Annotated in this window: 17 protein-coding genes; 6 read left to right on the forward strand and 11 right to left on the reverse strand. The window is 66.0% G+C overall.

Annotated features, from left to right (window positions below; translation table 11 throughout):
- Position 1 precedes the first annotated feature (1 nt).
- From tatB to AABM56_RS19920, 3 genes are read left to right on the forward strand one after another with little or no spacing between them, the layout of a single operon-like run.
- On the forward strand, positions 2 to 358 hold the full coding sequence (gene tatB / locus AABM56_RS19910) for a Sec-independent protein translocase protein TatB (protein WP_133861508.1): 357 nt from the start codon (positions 2 to 4) through the stop codon (positions 356 to 358).
- Positions 355 to 1152, forward strand: coding sequence for a twin-arginine translocase subunit TatC (gene tatC / locus AABM56_RS19915; protein WP_133861509.1), 798 nt, complete (start codon positions 355 to 357; stop codon positions 1150 to 1152). Before tatB ends, tatC begins: the two co-directional genes overlap by 4 nt.
- Entirely contained in the window at positions 1149 to 1859 is a 711-nt protein-coding gene (locus AABM56_RS19920) for a 16S rRNA (uracil(1498)-N(3))-methyltransferase (protein WP_133861510.1), read from the forward strand. Before tatC ends, AABM56_RS19920 begins: the two co-directional genes overlap by 4 nt.
- 70 nt (positions 1860 to 1929) lie before the next feature.
- Here the strand turns inward: AABM56_RS19920 and mdoH are convergent, their stop codons facing one another.
- From mdoH to pip, 4 genes are all read right to left on the reverse strand, one after another.
- A complete protein-coding gene (gene mdoH / locus AABM56_RS19925; protein WP_347883657.1) occupies positions 1930 to 4527 on the reverse strand; it encodes a glucans biosynthesis glucosyltransferase MdoH in 2598 nt (865 codons plus the stop codon).
- Entirely contained in the window at positions 4520 to 6037 is a 1518-nt protein-coding gene (locus tag AABM56_RS19930) for a glucan biosynthesis protein G (protein ID WP_173150387.1), read from the reverse strand. Before AABM56_RS19930 ends, mdoH begins: the two co-directional genes overlap by 8 nt.
- Before the next feature lie 216 nt (positions 6038 to 6253).
- On the reverse strand, positions 6254 to 6691 hold the full coding sequence (gene dtd / locus AABM56_RS19935; protein ID WP_187980389.1) for a D-aminoacyl-tRNA deacylase: 438 nt from the start codon (positions 6689 to 6691) through the stop codon (positions 6254 to 6256).
- Positions 6688 to 7653: a prolyl aminopeptidase gene (pip, locus tag AABM56_RS19940; protein WP_263259277.1), complete on the reverse strand. Its 966-nt coding sequence runs from the start codon at positions 7651 to 7653 to the stop codon at positions 6688 to 6690. The genes dtd and pip overlap by 4 nt, the downstream gene beginning before the upstream one ends.
- A 131-nt stretch (positions 7654 to 7784) precedes the next feature.
- On the opposite strand from pip, the gene AABM56_RS19945 reads away from it, so the two are divergent.
- Entirely contained in the window at positions 7785 to 8588 is an 804-nt protein-coding gene (locus AABM56_RS19945) for a hypothetical protein (RefSeq protein ID WP_187980391.1), read from the forward strand.
- A 17-nt stretch (positions 8589 to 8605) separates the two neighbouring features.
- Here the strand turns inward: AABM56_RS19945 and AABM56_RS19950 are convergent, their stop codons facing one another.
- The 7 genes from AABM56_RS19950 to AABM56_RS19980 form a co-directional block, all read right to left on the reverse strand.
- Positions 8606 to 9100, reverse strand: a complete 495-nt coding sequence (locus tag AABM56_RS19950) for a YbhB/YbcL family Raf kinase inhibitor-like protein (RefSeq protein WP_252977208.1) — start codon at positions 9098 to 9100, stop codon at positions 8606 to 8608.
- A 17-nt stretch (positions 9101 to 9117) separates the two neighbouring features.
- Positions 9118 to 9681, reverse strand: coding sequence for a lipocalin family protein (locus tag AABM56_RS19955; RefSeq protein ID WP_133861517.1), 564 nt, complete (start codon positions 9679 to 9681; stop codon positions 9118 to 9120).
- Positions 9678 to 9932, reverse strand: a complete 255-nt coding sequence (locus AABM56_RS19960) for a hypothetical protein (RefSeq protein ID WP_133861518.1) — start codon at positions 9930 to 9932, stop codon at positions 9678 to 9680. Before AABM56_RS19960 ends, AABM56_RS19955 begins: the two co-directional genes overlap by 4 nt.
- Positions 9933 to 10139: 207 nt before the next feature.
- Positions 10140 to 12053, reverse strand: coding sequence for an arginine decarboxylase (gene speA, locus AABM56_RS19965; protein WP_133861519.1), 1914 nt, complete (start codon positions 12051 to 12053; stop codon positions 10140 to 10142).
- 86 nt (positions 12054 to 12139) lie between these two features.
- Positions 12140 to 12484: a translation initiation factor Sui1 gene (locus AABM56_RS19970; protein ID WP_133861520.1), complete on the reverse strand. Its 345-nt coding sequence runs from the start codon at positions 12482 to 12484 to the stop codon at positions 12140 to 12142.
- A 143-nt stretch (positions 12485 to 12627) separates the two neighbouring features.
- Positions 12628 to 13179, reverse strand: a complete 552-nt coding sequence (locus AABM56_RS19975; RefSeq protein ID WP_263259276.1) for an NUDIX hydrolase — start codon at positions 13177 to 13179, stop codon at positions 12628 to 12630.
- A complete protein-coding gene (locus AABM56_RS19980; RefSeq protein ID WP_133861522.1) occupies positions 13179 to 14195 on the reverse strand; it encodes a DUF2333 family protein in 1017 nt (338 codons plus the stop codon). The genes AABM56_RS19975 and AABM56_RS19980 overlap by 1 nt, the downstream gene beginning before the upstream one ends.
- Before the next feature lie 268 nt (positions 14196 to 14463).
- Between AABM56_RS19980 and AABM56_RS19985 the strand changes: the two genes are divergently transcribed.
- Entirely contained in the window at positions 14464 to 16077 is a 1614-nt protein-coding gene (locus AABM56_RS19985; RefSeq protein WP_133861523.1) for a PleD family two-component system response regulator, read from the forward strand.
- A 56-nt stretch (positions 16078 to 16133) separates the two neighbouring features.
- Complete coding sequence (dsbD, locus tag AABM56_RS19990) at positions 16134 to 17897, forward strand: protein-disulfide reductase DsbD (RefSeq protein WP_263259274.1); 1764 nt, start codon at positions 16134 to 16136, stop codon at positions 17895 to 17897.
- The last annotated feature ends 49 nt before the right edge of the window (positions 17898 to 17946 follow it).

A 17946-nucleotide genomic window follows, 5' to 3' on the forward strand; every position in this document is an offset into this window, starting at 1 on the left:
CATGTTCGGAATCAGCTTTCCCGAAATGATGCTGGTGGGGTTCGTCGCCCTGCTGGTGCTGGGCCCGGAACGCCTGCCGGGTGCCGCACGCACCGCGGGGCTGTGGATCGGTCGCCTGAGGCGCAGCTTCAACAGCATCCGCCAGGAAGTGGAGCGCGAGATCGGCGCTGACGAAATTCGCCAGCAATTGCGCAACGAGCATATCCTGTCCATGGAACAGCGCGACAACCGGCCCAAGCCTGCCGCTTCCACGCCGGAGGTCCAGACACCGCCCGCCGCCGCTACTCCGCCCATGCCTCAGGACGTGGTTGCCGAACGCCCGCAGGATCCGCCCCAGACGCCGCCAAGAGCACCATGAGCGACAAGCCCTCCGAACACGATGACCAGGAAATGCCCCTGGTCTCGCACCTCACCGAATTGCGCACCCGTATCCTCAGATGCGTGCTGGCGACCTTTCTGATCTTCCTCGGCCTGTTCTACTTCGCCCAGAAGATCTATGCCTTCGCTTCCGAGCCGATCCGCCGCGTCCTTCCCGAAGGCGCGACCATGATCTCCACGGACGTCACCTCGCCGTTCCTCGCACCCTTCAAGCTGACCCTGGTGGTGTCGCTGTTCATCGCCATGCCGGTGATCCTGCACCAGGTCTGGGGCTTCATCGCGCCGGGTCTTTATCGTCACGAGAAGAAGGTCGCCATCCCGCTGCTGATCTCCAGCATCGTGCTGTTCTACACCGGCATGGCCTTCGCCTACTTCCTGGTGTTCCCGATCATCTTCCACTTTTTCAGCAGCATCACGCCGGAAGGCGCCGTGATGATGCCGGATCTGAATGCCTACCTGGATTTCATCCTGACGCTGTTCTTCGCCTTTGGCGTGGCCTTCGAGATTCCGGTGGCCACCGTGCTGCTGATCTGGATCGGCGTGGTCGACGTCGCCTACCTGAAGAAGATCCGCCCCTACGTCATCATCGGCTGCTTCGTGGTCGGCATGATCCTGACCCCGCCGGATGTCTTCTCCCAGACCATGCTGGCCGTGCCCATGTGGCTGCTGTTCGAGATCGGCCTGCTGTTCGGTCGCTTCGTGCAGAAGCGCGAGCGCCCGCTCAGCGACGAAGATGCCAGTCCCGACGCCCAGCCGCCCGCCGAACGCCCGTGAATCTGATCCTGCTCGAGGCGGCCGACTTCACGGACGCTGACCGGGTCGTGCTGCGCGATCCGCGCCGTCTTGCCCATCTGCGCGAGGTCCACCAGGCGGCCGCCGGCGACCGGATGCGCGTTGGCCTGCTGAACGGCCTGATGGGTACCGGCCACATCGAGTCCCTCGATGCCGGCCAGGCCTGCCTGAACGTCACCCTCGATCAGCCGCCGCCGGCCAAGCTGCCGCTCACCCTGCTGCTGGCCCTGCCCCGCCCCAAGATGCTGCGCCGGGTGTTGCAGACCGTGTCCGCCATGGGCGTCGCGCGACTGGTACTGCTCAACAGCTATCGCGTGGAAAAGAGCTTCTGGCAGACGCCGTTCCTGGCGCCCGAGGCCATCGAGGAGCAACTGCGTCTCGGGCTGGAGCAGGCCCGGGACACGGTGCTGCCGGAGGTTTTGATCGAAAAGAGATTCAAGCCCTTCGTCGAGGATCGCCTGCCCGCACTCGCCGCCGGCACCCGTGGCCTGGTCGGGCATCCGGGCAGCTATCCCGCCTGCCCTCGTGCCCTCGACGAGCCCGTGACGCTGGCGATCGGGCCCGAGGGTGGCTGGATACCCTACGAGGTCGAGAAGCTGCAGGAAGCGGGCCTGGCGCCCGTGCAGCTCGGTGAACGCATCCTGCGCGTCGAGAACGCGGTACCCGCCCTCCTCGCCCGCCTGTTCTAGCCGGATCACGGACAAGAAAAAGCCCCGGTGTCCTGCGACACTGGGGCTTTTTCGTGGGCGGAGCGCCTCCTCAGGAGGCGGGCCGCGGGGTCATGCTGGCCGGACTGGCTGGGGCATCCGTAGCGGAATCGCTGTGGGAGCGTGGCCGCAGGGTGGCATAGGCTTCTCGCCAGTTGCGGTGCTCTTCGGCCTTCCAGACCTGCAGGTGCAGTTGCGCCATGCCGTCCGGATCGCTGAGCAGACGCCACTGGTCGTCGCCCTTGGTCTTCTCGGGACCGGCGGCCAGGACCCGCGCCACCCGCTCTTCGCGCAGCCGACGGGCCGGCTCCACTACCTTGCCATGGCGACCGCGGGCCATGCCGATGGCCAGGGCATTGAGCACCGGATCGACAGTGGCGCGCAGGAAGCCCTTGGTCAGGGCGTTGCGGTTGTTCAGGTGCAGGTACTCGTCGGTCGCCACCAGTTCGCGCGGCGGTGCGTACTCTTCCGGGATCAGGAACAGATGATGACGACGACTGCCCAGCCCCAGGTTGGTCCGACTGGAGATCACCGACACCGGCGCCGACAGGATCAGCGACACCACGATGGGCGACAGCCACCAGAGGAAGCGCGGGTCCAGCCAGGCCACGCCGGCGGTCCAGATCAGGCCGAGCAGCATCTGCGAACCATGGCGGCGGAAGGCTTCGCTCCAGGGCGTGTCGTTGTCGTCCCGCTGGGGCGAATTCCACTGCACCGACCAGCCAAGGAAGGCGGCCGTCACGAACACCGTGTGGAAGAGCATCCGTACCGGTGCCAGCAGCACCGAGAAGAGCATCTCCAGCATCATGGAAAGGAACAGCCGCAACCCACCGCCGAATTCCTTCGCGCCCTTGGCGATGATCAGCACCACGCTGAGCAGCTTGGGCAGGAACAGCAGGATCAGGGTGGTGGAGAACAGGGCTATGGCCTGCTCCGGATGCCACTGGGGCCAGACCGGAAACAGCTGGCGAGGCTGGAAGAAGTACTGGGGCTCCAGCAACTTGTGGATCGCCAGCAGCGCCGTGGACAGCACCAGGAAGAGGAACCACAGCGGCGCCGACAGATAGGACATCACCCCGGTGAGGAACACCGCACGGTGCACCGGGTGCATGCCCTTGACCAGGAACAGCCGGAAGTTCATCAGGTTGCCATGGCACCAGCGGCGGTCACGCTTGAGTTCGTCCAGCAGGTTGGGCGGCAGTTCTTCGTAGCTGCCCGGCAGGTCGTAGGCGATCCACACGCCCCAGCCGGAGCGCCGCATCAGGGCGGCTTCGACGAAGTCGTGGGAGAGAATCGCACCGGCGAACGAACCCGTGCCCGGCAGCGGAGCCAGGGCGCAATGGTCGATGAACGGCTTAACCCGGATGATGGCGTTGTGGCCCCAGTAGTGGGATTCACCGAGTTGCCAGAAGTGCAGGCCGGCGGTGAACAGCGGTCCGTACACCCGGGTGGCGAACTGCTGCAGACGCGCGTACAGGGTATCCATGCCGGACGCCTTGGGCGCGGTCTGGATGATGCCGGCACGGGGATTGGCTTCCATCAGCCGGACCAGGCTGGACAGGCATTCGCCACTCATCACGCTGTCGGCGTCGAGCACCACCATGTACTTGTACTGGCTGCCCCAGCGACGGCAGAAGTCGTCGATGTTGCCGCTCTTGCGCTTCACCCGACGGCGGCGGCGACGATAGAAGATGTGTCCGAAGCCGCCGACCTCGCGGCACAGCTCCAGCCAGGCCTTCTCTTCGGCCACGCATTTGTCGGGGTCGTTGCTGTCGCTGAGGATGAAGAAATCGAAGTGCTCCAGCTCGCCGCTGGCGCGGACCGACTCGTAGGTCGCGCGCAGACCGGCAAAGACCCGCGGCACGTCTTCGTTGGCGATGGGCATCACCAGGGCGGTACGCGACTGGGGATCGATCGGCTCGGTGCCGGTGGAGCTGGCCGAGATGCTGTACTTGTCACGTCCGCTGAGCAGTTGCCAGAAGCCCATCAGGGCGGTCCAGAAACCGGCGGAGACCCAGCAGAACAGCAGGGCGAAGAGCAACAGGATGCTGGTCTGCACCACATAGGGCAGCACCTGGCGGATGGACTCGCCCCAGCCCTGGCGGTAGACCTCGCTGAGATCGACCAGCGCCCAGCCCTGATAGGGCAGCACGGCCTTCATGTACCAGGTGGCGATGCCGGTCTGCACCAGCATCAGGATGAGCAGGATGAAGCGCCGGAAGGAACCCACCTTGCGCCAGTGCGCATGGGCATCGGCTTCGGGATCGGGCTGCCAGCGACTGTGGTCCTTGCGGCCGAGCAGACGCTTCCAGCTCCGCGCCACGGGATTGGTGCGCCAGGGATCGGGCACCATCATGGAGCGGGTCATGGGCGGGGTGGCCTGGATGAAGACACGCCCCTGGGCATCGCTGCCCAGCAGCTCGCCGTCGTCCAGCGTCTCGTCCCAACCGGCGGCCAGGCGTGCCTCGGTGGAGGCGATCACCGCGTCGGCGCCCTGGGCGCCCTCGCCGCGGGCACCGGCCAGTTGCCGGTGCAGCGACTCGACATCGGCCGTCTGGTCCAGCCCCTGCCGCTGCCCGGTAGGCAACGGCAGGTGTTCGAGGTAGTCGCCAGTGGCGGCGACCGAGGTATCGCGGGTGGTGTTATTCATTGGCAGGTAGCTGGTAAGTCCAGGTTTCGCTGAGCGGTTTGTCACCCTGGGCGAGGTTGGCGCGCATTTCCACCGGCTTGGTCTGATCCTTGACCTTGAGTCTCAAGGTCAGACGATAGCCCTTGGTAACCGGGTTGTAGCGCACAGAGTTCTCGACCAGTTCACCGTTGGCGTCCAGGCTGACCTGGGAGCCGACCTGCGAATCCTCGGGCAGATCGTCGAGATTCGGCCCTTCGAAATCGATGATGTAGGCCAGGCTGCCATCGGTCTGACGGACCAGGTTGGACTGCCGCACATCGCCGGTGGACAGGCGCGTCTGAGCGACCCAGGCCAGGTCCTTGGTGTGCAGGTTGGGTTCGTCGGTGGTGAAGTGCAGGCGATAGCTGACATCGATCGGCTGGCCCTTCTCCGGCAGGGTGTCCGGCGTCCAGAAGGCCACGATGTTGTCGTTGGTCTCGTCCGGGGTGGGGATTTCCACCAGTTCGACATGACCCTTGCCCCAGTCGCCCTTGGGCTCGACCCAGCCACTGGGACGCTTGTCGTAGCGCTCGTCCAGGTCCTGGTACTTGTAGAACTCGTGACCGCGCTGCAGCAGACCGAAACCACGCGGATTCTCGATGGTGTAGGTGCTGACCGAGAGCCGACGCGGGTTGTTCAGCGGACGCCACAGCCACTCGCCGTTGCCGGCGTGGATCGCCAGGCCATTGGAGTCGTGCAGGGCCGGACGATAGTTGACCTGGGCGCTCGGCTGGTTGGGACCGAACAGGTACATGCTGGTCAGCGGCGCGATGCCGAGCTTGTTGACGTTGTCGCGCAGGAACACCTTGGCTTCGACGTCGACGGTGCTGTCCTTGCCAGGCGTCAGCACGAAGCGATAGGCACCGGTGGCCCGCGGCGAATCGAGCAGTGCATAGATCACCAGGTTGCGACGATCCGACTGGGGTTGTTCGACCCAGAACTCGGTGAAGCGCGGGAACTCCTCGCCGGACGGCAGGGCGGTGTCGATGGCCAGACCACGGGCGGACAGGCCATAGACCTGGTTCTTGCCGATCACGCGGAAATAGCTGGCGCCGAGCATGGTCATCAGCTCGTCATGCTTGTCCGCCTTGTTCAGCGGATAGAGCACCTTGAATCCGGCGAAGCCGAGATCCTTGAGCTGGGCCTGATCGATCTGCAGATTGCCGAAGTTGAACATCGAGGGATCGTATTTGATCTCTTCGACGTTGTTGGCGGTGACCTCGTTGATCTTCACCGGCACGCTGTAGTGCATGCCCTCGTGATAGAAATTCAGCCGGAAGGGCGTCTTGGCGTCCTTCCAGTAGGCCTTGTCCTGATTGAAGGTGATCTGCTGATAGTCGGCATACTTCATGCCGCTGAAGGATGCGGGCAGGTTGCTCTTGGGCGCGACGAACTTCTGGCCGGAGAGTTCTTTGGCCTTGGCGGCCACGTCGTCCAGGCTGAAGGCCAGGGCCTGGGCACTGAACAGACCCAGTGCGACGGAGAGCCCGATCAGGGCGAAGCCCTGCTTGCCCGGCTTAACTTTGGAATGAGATAACACGCAGCCTCCTAAATCAGCGTACGAATACGTTTGGCGACGGGTAGTCGCGAAACGGATAGGCAGTGGTCCGACTCCCTCGGGGGTCAATGATTCCCCAGTTGGACGACCGTTCAAACTCGAACTGCGCAATCATAGACACTTGGCAGGGCGCTGTAAGGGGCGCCCTCACTAAATCGACAATAAAAATGTCACCGGTCCGTCGTTGACCAGGGAAACCTGCATGTCCGCACCGAAACGCCCGGTCTGGACCTCGGGCTGGAGATCACGGGCGAGGCCCACCAGGTGACCGAACAGCCGTTCGCCCTGGGCCGGAGGCGCGGCGGTGGAAAAGCTCGGCCGCCGCCCGCTGCGGGTATCGGCAGCGAGGGTGAACTGGGAGACCAGCAGCAGACCGCCGCCGACATCCTGCAGGGACAGATTCATGCGCTGTTCGCCGTCGGCGAATACCCGGTATTCCAGCAGCCGCTTGAGCATCCGAGCACAGGCCGCTTCGTCATCCGCGGGTTCGATGCCGACAAAGACCAGCAGCCCCGGGCCTATGGCGCCGACCGTCTCTCCCTCCACCTCGACGCTGGCGCTGATGACCCTTTGCAGCAGCGCCTTCACTCGGCCTCCTGGGGCAGATCGAGCAGTTCACGGGCGATCTGGTCGGTCGCCCGCACCAGGGCGTCGCAGATACCGGGCTCGCTGGCCGCATGACCGGCGTCGCGGATGATCTGCAATTCGCTGCCCGGCCAGGCGTGGTGCAGGGCCCAGGCATTGTCCAGGGGACAGACCATGTCATAGCGGCCGTGCACGATTACCGCCGGGATATGGGCGATCCTGGGCATGTCGCGCAAGAGCTGGTCGGGTTCGAGAAAGGCAGCGTTGATGAAGTAGTGGCACTCGATACGGGCAATGGCCAGGGCATGCTCGCTGAATTTCTCCAGCACGTCGGGATTGGGCCTCAGGGTCACCGTACGGCCCTCCCAGCAGGACCAGGCGCGGGCGGCGGACATCTGCGCCAGTTCGTCCGGGCCGGTCAGGCGGCGATAGTAGGCTTGAATGAGATTGCCGCGTTCTTCCTCGGCGATGGGATGCAGATAGTCCTGCCAGAAGTCGGGAAAGAGTCGGCTCGCGCCTTCCTGGTAGAACCAGTGCAGATCCACCGGGCGGCAGAGAAAGATGCCGCGCAGGACCATGGCCTTGACCCGCTCGGGATGGCGCTGGGCATAGGCCAGGGCCAGGGTGGAGCCCCAGGAGCCGCCGAACAGTACCCACTGCTCGATGCCCAGGTGCTCGCGCAGGCGCTCGATGTCCTCGACCAGGTGCCAGGTGGTGTTGTTCTCCAGGCTGGCATAGGGGATGGAGCGACCACAGCCGCGCTGATCGAAGGTGACGATGCGATAGAGATTGGGATCGAAGAAGCGCCGGCTCAGGCGATCGCATCCGGAGCCGGGTCCGCCATGGATGAACAGCACCGGCAGACCATCCGGCGAGCCACTTTCGTCGGCATAGAGCACATGGGGGACTTCGACGGCCAGCTCGTGGCGGGCGTAAGGCTTGATTTCCGGGTACAGATTCAGCATGTCGCGCTCCGCGGGGCAGGGTCGGCCCCTTCATCATAGACCTGCACCTTACCGGGTTTCCACGCTGCCCGGGCTTGCCTCGCGTCCAGCGGCGCCCGCACCATCGACAGCCCGTCACCAAGGAGATCGCCATGCCCCATGCCAAGCTGCACTTGCTGCTGATCGATCCGCAAAACGATTTCTGCGACCTGCCGGGGGCAGCCCTGCCGGTGCCCGGCGCAGTAGCCGGGCTGCAGCGTGTCGCCGCCCTGATCGAACGCCTGGGTGCCCGACTCACCGCGGTCCGGGTGACCCTGGATTCCCACCAGCCGCTGCACATCGCCCACCCGCACGGCTGGCAGGATGCCCGGGGCGGGCCGCCGGCGCCCTTTACCCAGATCAGCGCGGACGACGTGGCCAGCGGTCGCTGGCAGACCCGCGATCCGGCCGAGCACACCCGTGCGCTGGCCTATGTGCAGGCCCTGGAGGCCGGGGGTCGCTATCGCCTGGTGATCTGGCCGGAGCACTGCCTGGTGGGTGGCTGGGGCCATGGCGTACACCAGGATGTGCACCAGGCGCTCAATGGCTGGGGACGGCAGCAGGGACGCCTGGTGGAATTCATCGCCAAGGGCGGCAATCCCCACACCGAACATTATTCGGCCCTGCGCGCCGAGGTCCTGGATCCGGCGGACCCGGGCACTGTAGTGGACGCCGGACTGATTGCCCGGTTGCAGTCCGCCGACACCCTGCTGGTGGCGGGCGAGGCGCTGTCACACTGCGTGGCCAGTACCCTGCGCGATCTGCTGGAATACTGGCCGCGGGAGCGGCGCCAGGACCTGGTGCTGCTCACCGACTGCAGTCATTCGGTGCCGGGCTTCGAAGCCCAGGGCGAGGCGTTCCTGGCCGAGATGCGTGCGGCAGGCATCCGCCTGGCGATCTCGACGGACGAGTTCTAGCCCGTCCGCCCGCTGCCTCACTTGATCTCGTAGAGACCGGTGTAGGTGGCCGAAGCCAGCTGGTTGAGGTGGATCATGAAGCGGCCGACCGCATTGGTGGCGTCCGCCGGCACCGGCAGCTGATCGACCTTGAGCGCATGCAACTGGAAGATATAGCGGTGCGGCTTGTCGCCCTTGGGCGGCGCCGCGCCACCAAAGCCACGGGTGCCGTAGTCGTTGATCAGCTGCAGCGCACCTGCGGGCAGGCCCGAACCATCGGCGCGACCGGCGTCTTCCGCCAGACCCCGGGTGCCGACCGGGATGTTGACCACCACCCAGTGCCAGAAACCGCTACCGGTAGGGGCATCGGGATCGTAAACGGTCAGCGCGAGGCTCTTGGTATCGGCGGGTAGATCGGCCCACTGCAAGGCGGGCGAGATGTTCTCTCCGTGGGCGCCGAAATCGGCCACGTCGAATTCGTGGCGCTTGGGCATGAAGGCGTTATCGGAAAAGGCGTCGGTCCAGAGTTTCACGGGGGTGCTCCTGAGGCCTAGGGCATGTGGGCGTCGGTCTCGCGCCAGACCAGACGATTGAGGTTGTAGCCTTTCTCGCGGGCGATACGCAGCAGCTTCTCGCTCTGCGCCGAGGAAATCTCGGGCTTGCGCGCCAGCAACCAGAGGTACTTGCGATCCGGGCTGCCGACCAGGGCGGTCTTGTAGTCGTCATCGACATAGAGGATCCAGTAGGGTCCCTTGGCCACATTGGGCAGCACGCCACTGAACCAGGTGTCGAAACGCACTTCCAGGCGATCGGTCACGCCCGGCTTGATCGGGGTGGCGGTACCCGTAGCTTCCTGGACCTTGCCGTCCAGGGTGCGGCAGCGATTGAACACGGCCACCGAGCCATCGGCCATGACGTGATAGTTGGCGTCGGACTGGGCGCACTTGCGCTGGAAGAACATCGGCAGCCGCGCGACCTCGTACCATTGGCCCTGGTAACGCTGCAGATCGACATTGCCCGCGGTGAGCGGCGGGACCTCGCGCGGACCGCTGGCGCAGGCCGCGAGCAGTCCGGCGGCGCCCGCCAGCAGTAGAATCTTGGTAGAGGTTTTCATCGCAGACCCTGCCCGGCGAACATCGCCACCTTGTCGTTGAGATACTGCACGCTGATGAAGGAGCCGCGATCGCCCCAGGTACAGGTGGTGACGCCCAGGGCGCCCGCGCATTCCGTGGGTGCACCCAGGACCTGCTCCACCTCGGCCTTGGTCTGGCCGGCCTTGAGCCGGGAATAGTTTTCCTGATTGACCTTGCCGCAGCCGGCCAGCAGCAGACCGCCCACCAACAACAGCGCCATGCGCCCCTTCATAACTGCCTCCTCTCATCCTGACGGCAAGGCTATAGAGCCCGCCCCGCCGCCAGGGTTCGCTTCGTCAGAAGCTGTTCACGATCTCGCGAGCTAGAGCCAAGCAAGACGAAAATGCCGGAGAAAGCGGAATTTACAGATAGTAAATGAGCATTTCGAAGGCATTTTCAACGCCGCTTGGCCGACGCGCAGCAGATCGTGAGCGGCTTCTTAGCTGGCGAGATAGGAGGAACGGGTTAGGCCCAGGCGCATGGCGTCGAGGAACTGGGTGCGTTCGCGCGCGGTGAGGCGCGCGCTGGCGACCTTGTCGCGGTAGTAGGTCATCAGTTCCTCGGGCGAGAGGTGCACGTACCTGAGCATGTCCTCGATGGTGTCGTGGGTCTCGATGCCGCCGTGGCGCACGCTGCCGTCGGCGTCCTGGTAGACGTTCACCGAGTCGGTGTCACCGAACAGGTTGTGCATGTCGCCGAGGATCTCCTGATAGGCGCCCACCAGGAACACCGCCAGCAGATAGTCCTCGCCTTCGCGCACCTCGTGCACCGGCAGGCTGGTCTCGATGCTCTGCTCGTCGACGTACTGCTTGATCTTGCCGTCCGAGTCGCAGGTCAGGTCCTGCAGCACGGCACGGCGCACCGGCTCCTCGTCCAGGCGGGTCAGGGGCACGATGGGCAGGATCTGGTCGATGGCCCAGGTATCGGGCAGGCTCTGGAACACCGAGAAGTTGCAGATGTATTTGTCGGCCAGCTTGTCGTTGAGCTCGTCGAGCACCTGGCGATGGGAGCGCTGGCGTGCCTTGAGCTGGTTGTAGAGGCGGCGGCAGATGGCGAAGTAGCACTGCTCGGCCAGCGCCTTGTCGCTCAGGCTCAGGGTGCCGGAGGCGTACTGGGCGGCGGCTTCGCTGACGTACTGGGTGGCGCGCCAGTAGGTCTCGGTGACCATCTCCGGATCGGTGTCGCCGAGCAGTTCGGCCAGCCACTGGACCACCTCGGCCTTGCCTTCGAAGCGCTCGCTGGCCGGCACGCTGTCGTTGTGGCGCTCGACGTCCGTGACCTGCATCACCAGCATGGCGTGGTGCGCGGTCATGGCGCGGCCACTTTCCGAGAAGATGTTCGGATGCGGCAATTCCTGCTGGTCGCAGAATTCCTTGAGCATGCCGACCACGGTACCGGCGTAGTCGTCCATGTCGTAGTTGATCGAGCTGGCATTGCGCGAATGGGTGCCGTCGTAGTCCACGCCCAGACCGCCACCGACGTCGATGTGATCCAGTGGCAGGCCCAGGGCGCGCAGCTCGGCATAGTAGCGGATGGCTTCGCGGAAGCCCTGGCGATAGTCGGCCAGGTTGGCGATCTGCGAACCCATGTGGAAGTGCAGCAGGCGCACGCCCTGCTCCAGGCCGGCGGCGCGGAAGCGCTCGATCACCGACAGCAACTGAGCCGCGGAGAGACCGAATTTGGACTTCTCGCCACCGGTGTCGGCCCATTTGCTCGACGCCAGGGACGACAGCCGCACCCGCAGGCCGACCTGGGGCGTGACCTTGAGCTCGGCCGCCTCCTCGATCACCAGCGGGACCTCGGATTCCTTCTCGATGACGATGAAGACACTGTGGCCCAGTTTCTGGCCCATCAGCGCCAGGCGAATGAATTCGCGGTCCTTGTAGCCGTTGCAGACGATGGTGCCGCCCTTGGGCGCCAACGCCAGCACCGCCATCAGCTCCGGCTTGGAACCGGCTTCCAGACCGATGGAGACGTCGCGGGTGGCGATGATGTTTTCCACCACCGCTTCCTGCTGGTTGACCTTGATCGGATAGAGGGCGGTGTAGCGGCCCTGGTAGTCGAGGCGCTCGATGTTGCGATCGAAGGCACCGGTCAGGTGGCGCACCTGGCCCTGGAGAATGTCGGGGAAACGCACCAGCAGCGGCAGCGACAGCCCCGCTTCGCGCAGCTGGCCGACCAGCACATGGAGGTCGATCGGCTGGCCGTCCGGGCCATGGGGGCGGACTTCGACGTTGCCGGCATCGCTGATGGCGAAGTAGCCGGCACCCCAGTGGCGAATACCATAGACGCTGCGGCTGTCCGCCACGGTCCACTGGCTGCCGTCATCTTTGCGCGTGCGTCGTGGGGACATTCGCGGGAATCTCCTGTAGGGAATCTTGCTTTGGATGGACCGCCGCCAGGGGCGGTAAGTTGTACGCGGAGGTTGGAAGGCCTGGCCTAGCCGCCCGACCGCCTGGTCTTGAAGCCGCGTTTTTCGAGTTCGCCGAGCAGCAGGTCGACATGGTCGCCCTGGATCTCGATGACGCCATCCTTGAGCGCCCCGCCGGTGCCGCAGCGGCGCTTGAGCGCGCTGGCCAGGTCCTTGAGTGCTTCCTCGTCCAGGGGGACGCCGCTGACCGTGGTCACCGTCTTGCCGCCACGGCCCTTGGTCTCGCGCCGGACCCGGGCGATGCCGTCGCCGGTCGGGACCGGTGCCTGGGGTTCTTCCGGGCGAATGCGGCCGACGTCGGTGGAGTACACCAGCCGGCTGAGATCCGCCAGCGACGAGGTTTTCTTGCTCAGGGGACGGTCCTCCCAGTCTGGTTCAGACGCCGGGCGCCTGGAGGAAACCTTGGATACAGCGCCGGCCGGCACGGGCCACGCTGGTCCGGGGCCGCGCAATGTAGCAGCATCGCCCACGGATGCTAAGGCGCGAATGCGAGAAATTAAGGCAGGGATGCGACATCTGCCCGGCTGATGGCCAGGCGCAGGGCCTCCAGCGAATCCGGGCAATAGGGCTGCTGACAAGCCTCGGCGAGAATCGCCGCCGGAGCCAGGAAGCGGGCCTCCAGTACCTCTTCCGGCTGCAGCCGCAGCGGGCCGTTCCAGTGGGCGCTGAACACGCCGCCCCAGAGGCGATTGCCCGGCTCCTCGAAATAGAAGGTGCCGTGCTCGCGCAGGGGCACGCCGCTGACCCCCAGTTCCTCGGCCAGCTCCCGGGCCGCCGACTGCGCATAGCTCTCGCCCGGCGCCACCATGCCGCCGGCGGCCACGTCCCAGTAGCCCGGGTAGAGCGCCTTGCTCAGGGTGCGCCGGTGCACGCAGAGTTCGCCGCGGTCATTGAACAGCAGGATGAAGGTGCAGCGACCGATCAGGCCGCGGGCACGCAATTCCGCCCGTGGCACCTCACCCTGGATGCGATCGTCGCGATCGACCCAGACCACCAGCTCCCGGTCGGAGGCGGCGCGATGCGCCGCTTCGCGAGCGTCCGGTGTCATCAGCCCTGTTCCAGCAACTGGCGCAGGTCGATGATCGCGGCGTTGGCGCGGGAGATGTAGTTGGCGATCACCAGCGAATGGTTGGCCAGGATGCCGAAGCCACTGCCGTTGAGGATCATCGGACTCCAGACCGGCTGCTGCGCCGCCTCAAGTTCGCGGATGATCTCGCGCACGTTCACCGTGGCGTTCTTCTTGGCCAGGGTGTCGGCGAAGTCCACCTCGATGGCGCGCAGGATGTGCGACAGCGCCCAGGCCTGACCGCGGGCCTCGTAGAAGACATTGTCGATCTGCAGCCAGGGCGTCTCGACGCGCTGCTCGTGCACTTCCGGCACCTGGCCGGCGGGAATGTCCTGGTTCGGCCGTACCTCGGCGTCCAGGCGTACCCGGCCGACGCTGGCGGACAGCCGCTGGGACAGCGAACCCAGGCGAGTCTCGACGTCACCCAGCCAGTTGCGCAGGTTGTCCGAGCGCGAATAGAAGTAGGCGGTGGGCTGGCCCTGGGCATTCTGGCCACCCAGGCGCGCCAGGTAGCGATCCAGGGAAGCGATGCCGGCGCGGTATTCCGACTCCGACGAGGGCATGGCCCAGCTGTGGTTGTCGAAGTTGAAGCGCGGCTCGGCCTGGGCCAGATCGACGTCCTCGGTGGACTGCGACTGGGAACGGGCGAAGTCCTTGCGCAGGGCGCGCGCCAGATCGCGGGTCTGCACCAGCACGCCGTATTCCCAGGACGGCATGTCGTCGAGCCAGAGGCCCGGCGGGAAGATGTCGTTGGAGAGATAGCCGCCCGGCTTGTCCAGCAGGGTGCCGGCCACCTGCTTGAGGGTCTCGACCGTGGTGTAGCCGAGCACCAGCTTGCGGCCACTGGCCGTGGCCGCCTCCTGGGCATGCTGCTGCACCGGGAAGAAATCCGGTTCGCGACTCCAGTACCAGCCTATCGCCAGGGTGACCAGCAGGTAGAGTGCGATCAGCACTGCCACCAGCCGGAGCCATCCCGACCTCAAGTTCCACTCCCGCATGGGCAATTCCTTGCAATGATTTCAAAGATGTTGGCGCTTGGACCCCCGCCGGCGACGCCGGTTGCGCCGCCATCGCCGGCAGTGCGGGCACGACGCATCTGGACAGCCGCTTTCGAGACTAGGGTAACAGGCGACGGACGCTACTCCAGAAGCGACCGACAGTGTCCATGCGAGCGGCATAGCCGCCGCTAACCAGGGTACCGCCTCTCCCCTGCCAGCCAGCAATTGGTAGCATAGGGCCACCATCTCAAGAATGACGGAACAATTCGTGAGCGAACCAGATGATCCGAGCCGGGACCGCCTCAAGCTGCACTTCGCGCAACGGGTCATCCACCAGTCGCGCCAGGTACTGGAGATCTGGCAACGGCTGCAGCGAGACGAGTGGACGGCCGGCAGCCTGGTCGAGCTGACCGACGCCAACGCGCGCCTGCTGCAATATGCCAAGCGCTTCGAGCAGCAGGGCCATGCCGAACTCGCCGAGGCCATCGGTGCCTCCCTGGCCCAGGTCACCGCCAATCGCGGTCGCCTCAACAGCCAGGCCATCACCGAACTCAGCCAGGCCATGCAGAGCCTGTCGCGCACCGGGCTGCGCCAGGGCGACCAGCTGGAGACCACCAGCCTGCCGCCGCTGCGCAAGCCGATCTACATCGCCCTGCTCGACAGCGAGCGCGCCGAGCGGCTGGCGCAGCAGATGGAATACTTCGGCGTCACCATCCAGATCATCCATGGCGCCGACGACTTCCGCGCGATGATGGACAACCGTCACCCGGCGGTCATCGTCATGGACGTGGACTTCGGCGGCGCGGGCGCCGGCATCCAGCTGGCGCTGGAAGCCCAGAGCGGTCTGGAGCGCAAGCTGCCGGTACTGTTCTACAGCCACCAGGAAGCCGACACCCCCTTCCGCCTGGCCGCGGTGCGCGCCGGCGGTCAGGAGTTCTACACCGGCACCCTGGATTCGGCGCGGCTGCTGGAAAAGATCGAGACCCTCACCCGCACCGTCTACTACGATCCGATCCGCGCCCTGGTGGTGGACGACTCTCGCGCCCAGGCCATGGCCACGGAAATGGCGCTCAACAGCGCCGGGATCGTCACCCGCACCCTGATGCAGCCCGGCGCGGTGATGGCGCACCTGGCCGAATTCGTGCCCGACCTGATCATCCTCGACATGTACATGCCCGAGTGCACCGGCACCGAGCTGGCCAAGGTCATCCGTCAGCACGAACGCTATGTCAGCGTGCCCATCATCTATCTGTCGGCCGAGGACGACCTCGACAAGCAGCTGGACGCCATGAGCGAGGGCGGCGACGACTTCCTCACCAAGCCGATCAAGCCACGCCACCTGATCGCCACGGTGCGCACCCGCGCCGCCCGGGCGCGCAGCCTGCAGGCGCGCATCGTCCAGGACAGCCTCACCGGCCTGTACAACCACACCCACACCCTGCAGCTGCTCGAAGACGCCTGCTTCCGCGCGCGGCGCAGCCAGCGGCCGATCACCTTCGCCATGCTGGACATCGACCACTTCAAGCAGGTCAACGACCACTACGGCCACCCCATGGGCGATCGGGTGATCAAGAGCCTGGCGCTGTTCCTCAAGCAGCGCCTGCGCAAGTCCGACCATATCGGCCGCTATGGCGGCGAGGAATTCGCCATCGTGCTGCCCGATACCGACCTGGCCACCGCCACTCGCCTGATCGACGAGATCCGCCAGCGCTTCGCCGAGATCCACTATCCGGCGCCGCCCAAGGAACTCAGCTGCACCTTCAGTGCCGGCGTGGCGCAACTGCAGCCCGGACAGGAGATGCCCACGCTGGCCAAGCAGGCGGACGAAGCCCTCTATGCCGCCAAGCATGCGGGACGCAATTGCGTGCGCCAGTACGTCTAGCCAGACCAACCGGATGCCTCTGCTATGATCGGCCGCTGCCGATCGCCGAGAAGCCCATGCGTGTCCTGCTGTTCCTGCTCACCCTGCTGCTGACCCTGCCCGCCGCCGCCGGCCTGTTCGATGCGCCGCGCCCGACGGCCGCATTGGGCCTGGACGGTCAGCGTCCCAGTCAGCAATTCCTGCCGGTGGACCAGGCCTTTCGCCTGGAGCAGCGTCGCGACGCAGAGGGCCGCCCCCAGGTGCGCTTCATCATCGCCGAGGGTTATTACCTCTATCGGCAGCGCTTCGCCTTCGACGCCGACCCCGGCCTGCTGACCGCGCCGGTTGCCCTGCCACCTGGCGAGCCCAAGCACGACGAATGGTTCGGCGACGTCCAGGTCTATCATGCCGGCGTCGACATCCCCCTGCCCCTCGCGCCCGACCGCGGCGGCCAGATCAAGGTGACCTACCAGGGCTGCGCGGATCGCGGGCTCTGCTATCCGCCGGAAACCCGCACCCTGGCTATCACCGGCCCCACGGCCTCCTCCGCGGCGAGCCCGGCGGTCGCCGCCCCGCCCCCTGACCAGGTGGGGTGGAACAGAATCCTACTGGCCTTCCTCGCCGGCCTGGGACTGACCTTCACCCCCTGCGTCCTGCCGATGTTGCCCATCGTCTCGGCGGTGGTCCTGGCCGGCAAGGCGCGCCCGGGACGTGGCCTGCTGCTGGCGCTGGCCTACGTGGTGCCCATGGCGCTGAGCTTCGCTGCCCTGGGCGCACTCATGGGCGTCTTTGGTGCCAGTCTCAATCTCCAGGCGCAACTGCAGTCGGCCTGGATACTGATTCCCTTCGCCGCGCTGTTCGCGCTGTTCGCCCTGGCGATGTTCGGCCTCTTCGAACTGCGCCTGCCGGCGCCCCTGCGCGAGCGCCTGGAACAGCTCGCCAGCGGTACCCGCGGCGGCTCCCTGGGCGGCGCAGCCACCCTCGGCGTGCTCTCCAGCCTGATCGTCTCGCCCTGCGTCTCGGCGCCCCTGGCGGGCCTTCTGCTCTATATCAGCAGCACCGCCGACTGGCTCGGCGGCGGCCTGGCACTGTTCGCCCTGGGCCTGGGCATGGGCGCCCCGCTGATCCTCATCGCCGCCGGCGGCGGCGCCCTGCTGCCACGCAGCGGCGCCTGGCTGGTGGGCATGCGCAATGCGTTCGGCGTACTGCTGCTGGCGGTAGCCCTGTGGCTGCTTGAACGACTCCTTCCGGGCCCCCTGGCGCTGGCGGCCTGGGGCCTGCTGGCCGCCGGGGTCGGACTGTTCCTCGGCGCCCTGGAATTTGCCCCCAAGCCGCCCCGCCAGCGCCTGTCACAACTGGCGGGCCTGGCCCTGGTGGTCTACGGCGCGGCCGCCGGCATCGGCGCCCTGCGCGGCGCCAGCGACCCCCTGCGGCCGCTGGGCGACGCCGCGGCACCCGCCGTGGCTGCCCGCGCGGAGGTCATGCGCAGCCTGAGCGATCCCGCCGCCCTGGCGAGCAGCCTCGGCAGCGGGCGACCCCTGCTGGTGGACGTCTATGCCGACTGGTGCATCAGCTGCAAGCTGATCGAGCGCGAGGTCTTCGGCAATCCCGAGATCCAGGCGCAATTGCGCGACTTCACGCTGATCCGTTTCGATATGACGCAAAGCACCCGGGAACAGCGCCAGTGGCTGGAGCAGCACGGCCTGTTCGGCCCGCCGGCGATCCTGTTCTACGATGCCAGCGGCCGGGAGCAGGCCAAGGCGCGCATCGTCGGCGAAATCGATGCTGCGGGCTTTCTCGCCCGACTCGACGAAGCAAAAAGGCTTATCACCAGCGATTAAAAGAATTTCGCCCAACGTGCGGGCATTTCCGGCAAACGTCTAGCGACTG

The organism is Pseudomonas aestiva, from assembly GCF_039908605.1.
In the GTDB taxonomy this organism is placed as follows: Bacteria; Pseudomonadota; Gammaproteobacteria; order Pseudomonadales; family Pseudomonadaceae; genus Chryseomonas; species Chryseomonas aestiva.

Bases quoted from the DNA above. Each gene is read 5' to 3' on its own strand.
- tatB (WP_133861508.1), top strand. From the start codon at position 2: ATGTTCGGAATCAGCTTTCCCGAAATGATGCTGGTGGGGTTCGTCGCC.
- dsbD (WP_263259274.1), top strand. From the start codon at position 16,134: ATGCGTGTCCTGCTGTTCCTGCTCACCCTGCTGCTGACCCTGCCCGCC.
- AABM56_RS19945 (WP_187980391.1), top strand. From the start codon at position 7,785: ATGCCCCATGCCAAGCTGCACTTGCTGCTGATCGATCCGCAAAACGAT.
- speA (WP_133861519.1), bottom strand. From the start codon at position 12,053: ATGTCCCCACGACGCACGCGCAAAGATGACGGCAGCCAGTGGACCGTG.
- pip (WP_263259277.1), bottom strand. From the start codon at position 7,653: ATGCTGAATCTGTACCCGGAAATCAAGCCTTACGCCCGCCACGAGCTG.
- mdoH (WP_347883657.1), bottom strand. From the start codon at position 4,527: ATGAATAACACCACCCGCGATACCTCGGTCGCCGCCACTGGCGACTAC.
- AABM56_RS19960 (WP_133861518.1), bottom strand. From the start codon at position 9,932: ATGAAGGGGCGCATGGCGCTGTTGTTGGTGGGCGGTCTGCTGCTGGCC.
- AABM56_RS19975 (WP_263259276.1), bottom strand. From the start codon at position 13,179: ATGACACCGGACGCTCGCGAAGCGGCGCATCGCGCCGCCTCCGACCGG.
- AABM56_RS19980 (WP_133861522.1), bottom strand. From the start codon at position 14,195: ATGCGGGAGTGGAACTTGAGGTCGGGATGGCTCCGGCTGGTGGCAGTG.
- AABM56_RS19955 (WP_133861517.1), bottom strand. From the start codon at position 9,681: ATGAAAACCTCTACCAAGATTCTACTGCTGGCGGGCGCCGCCGGACTG.
- tatC (WP_133861509.1), top strand. From the start codon at position 355: ATGAGCGACAAGCCCTCCGAACACGATGACCAGGAAATGCCCCTGGTC.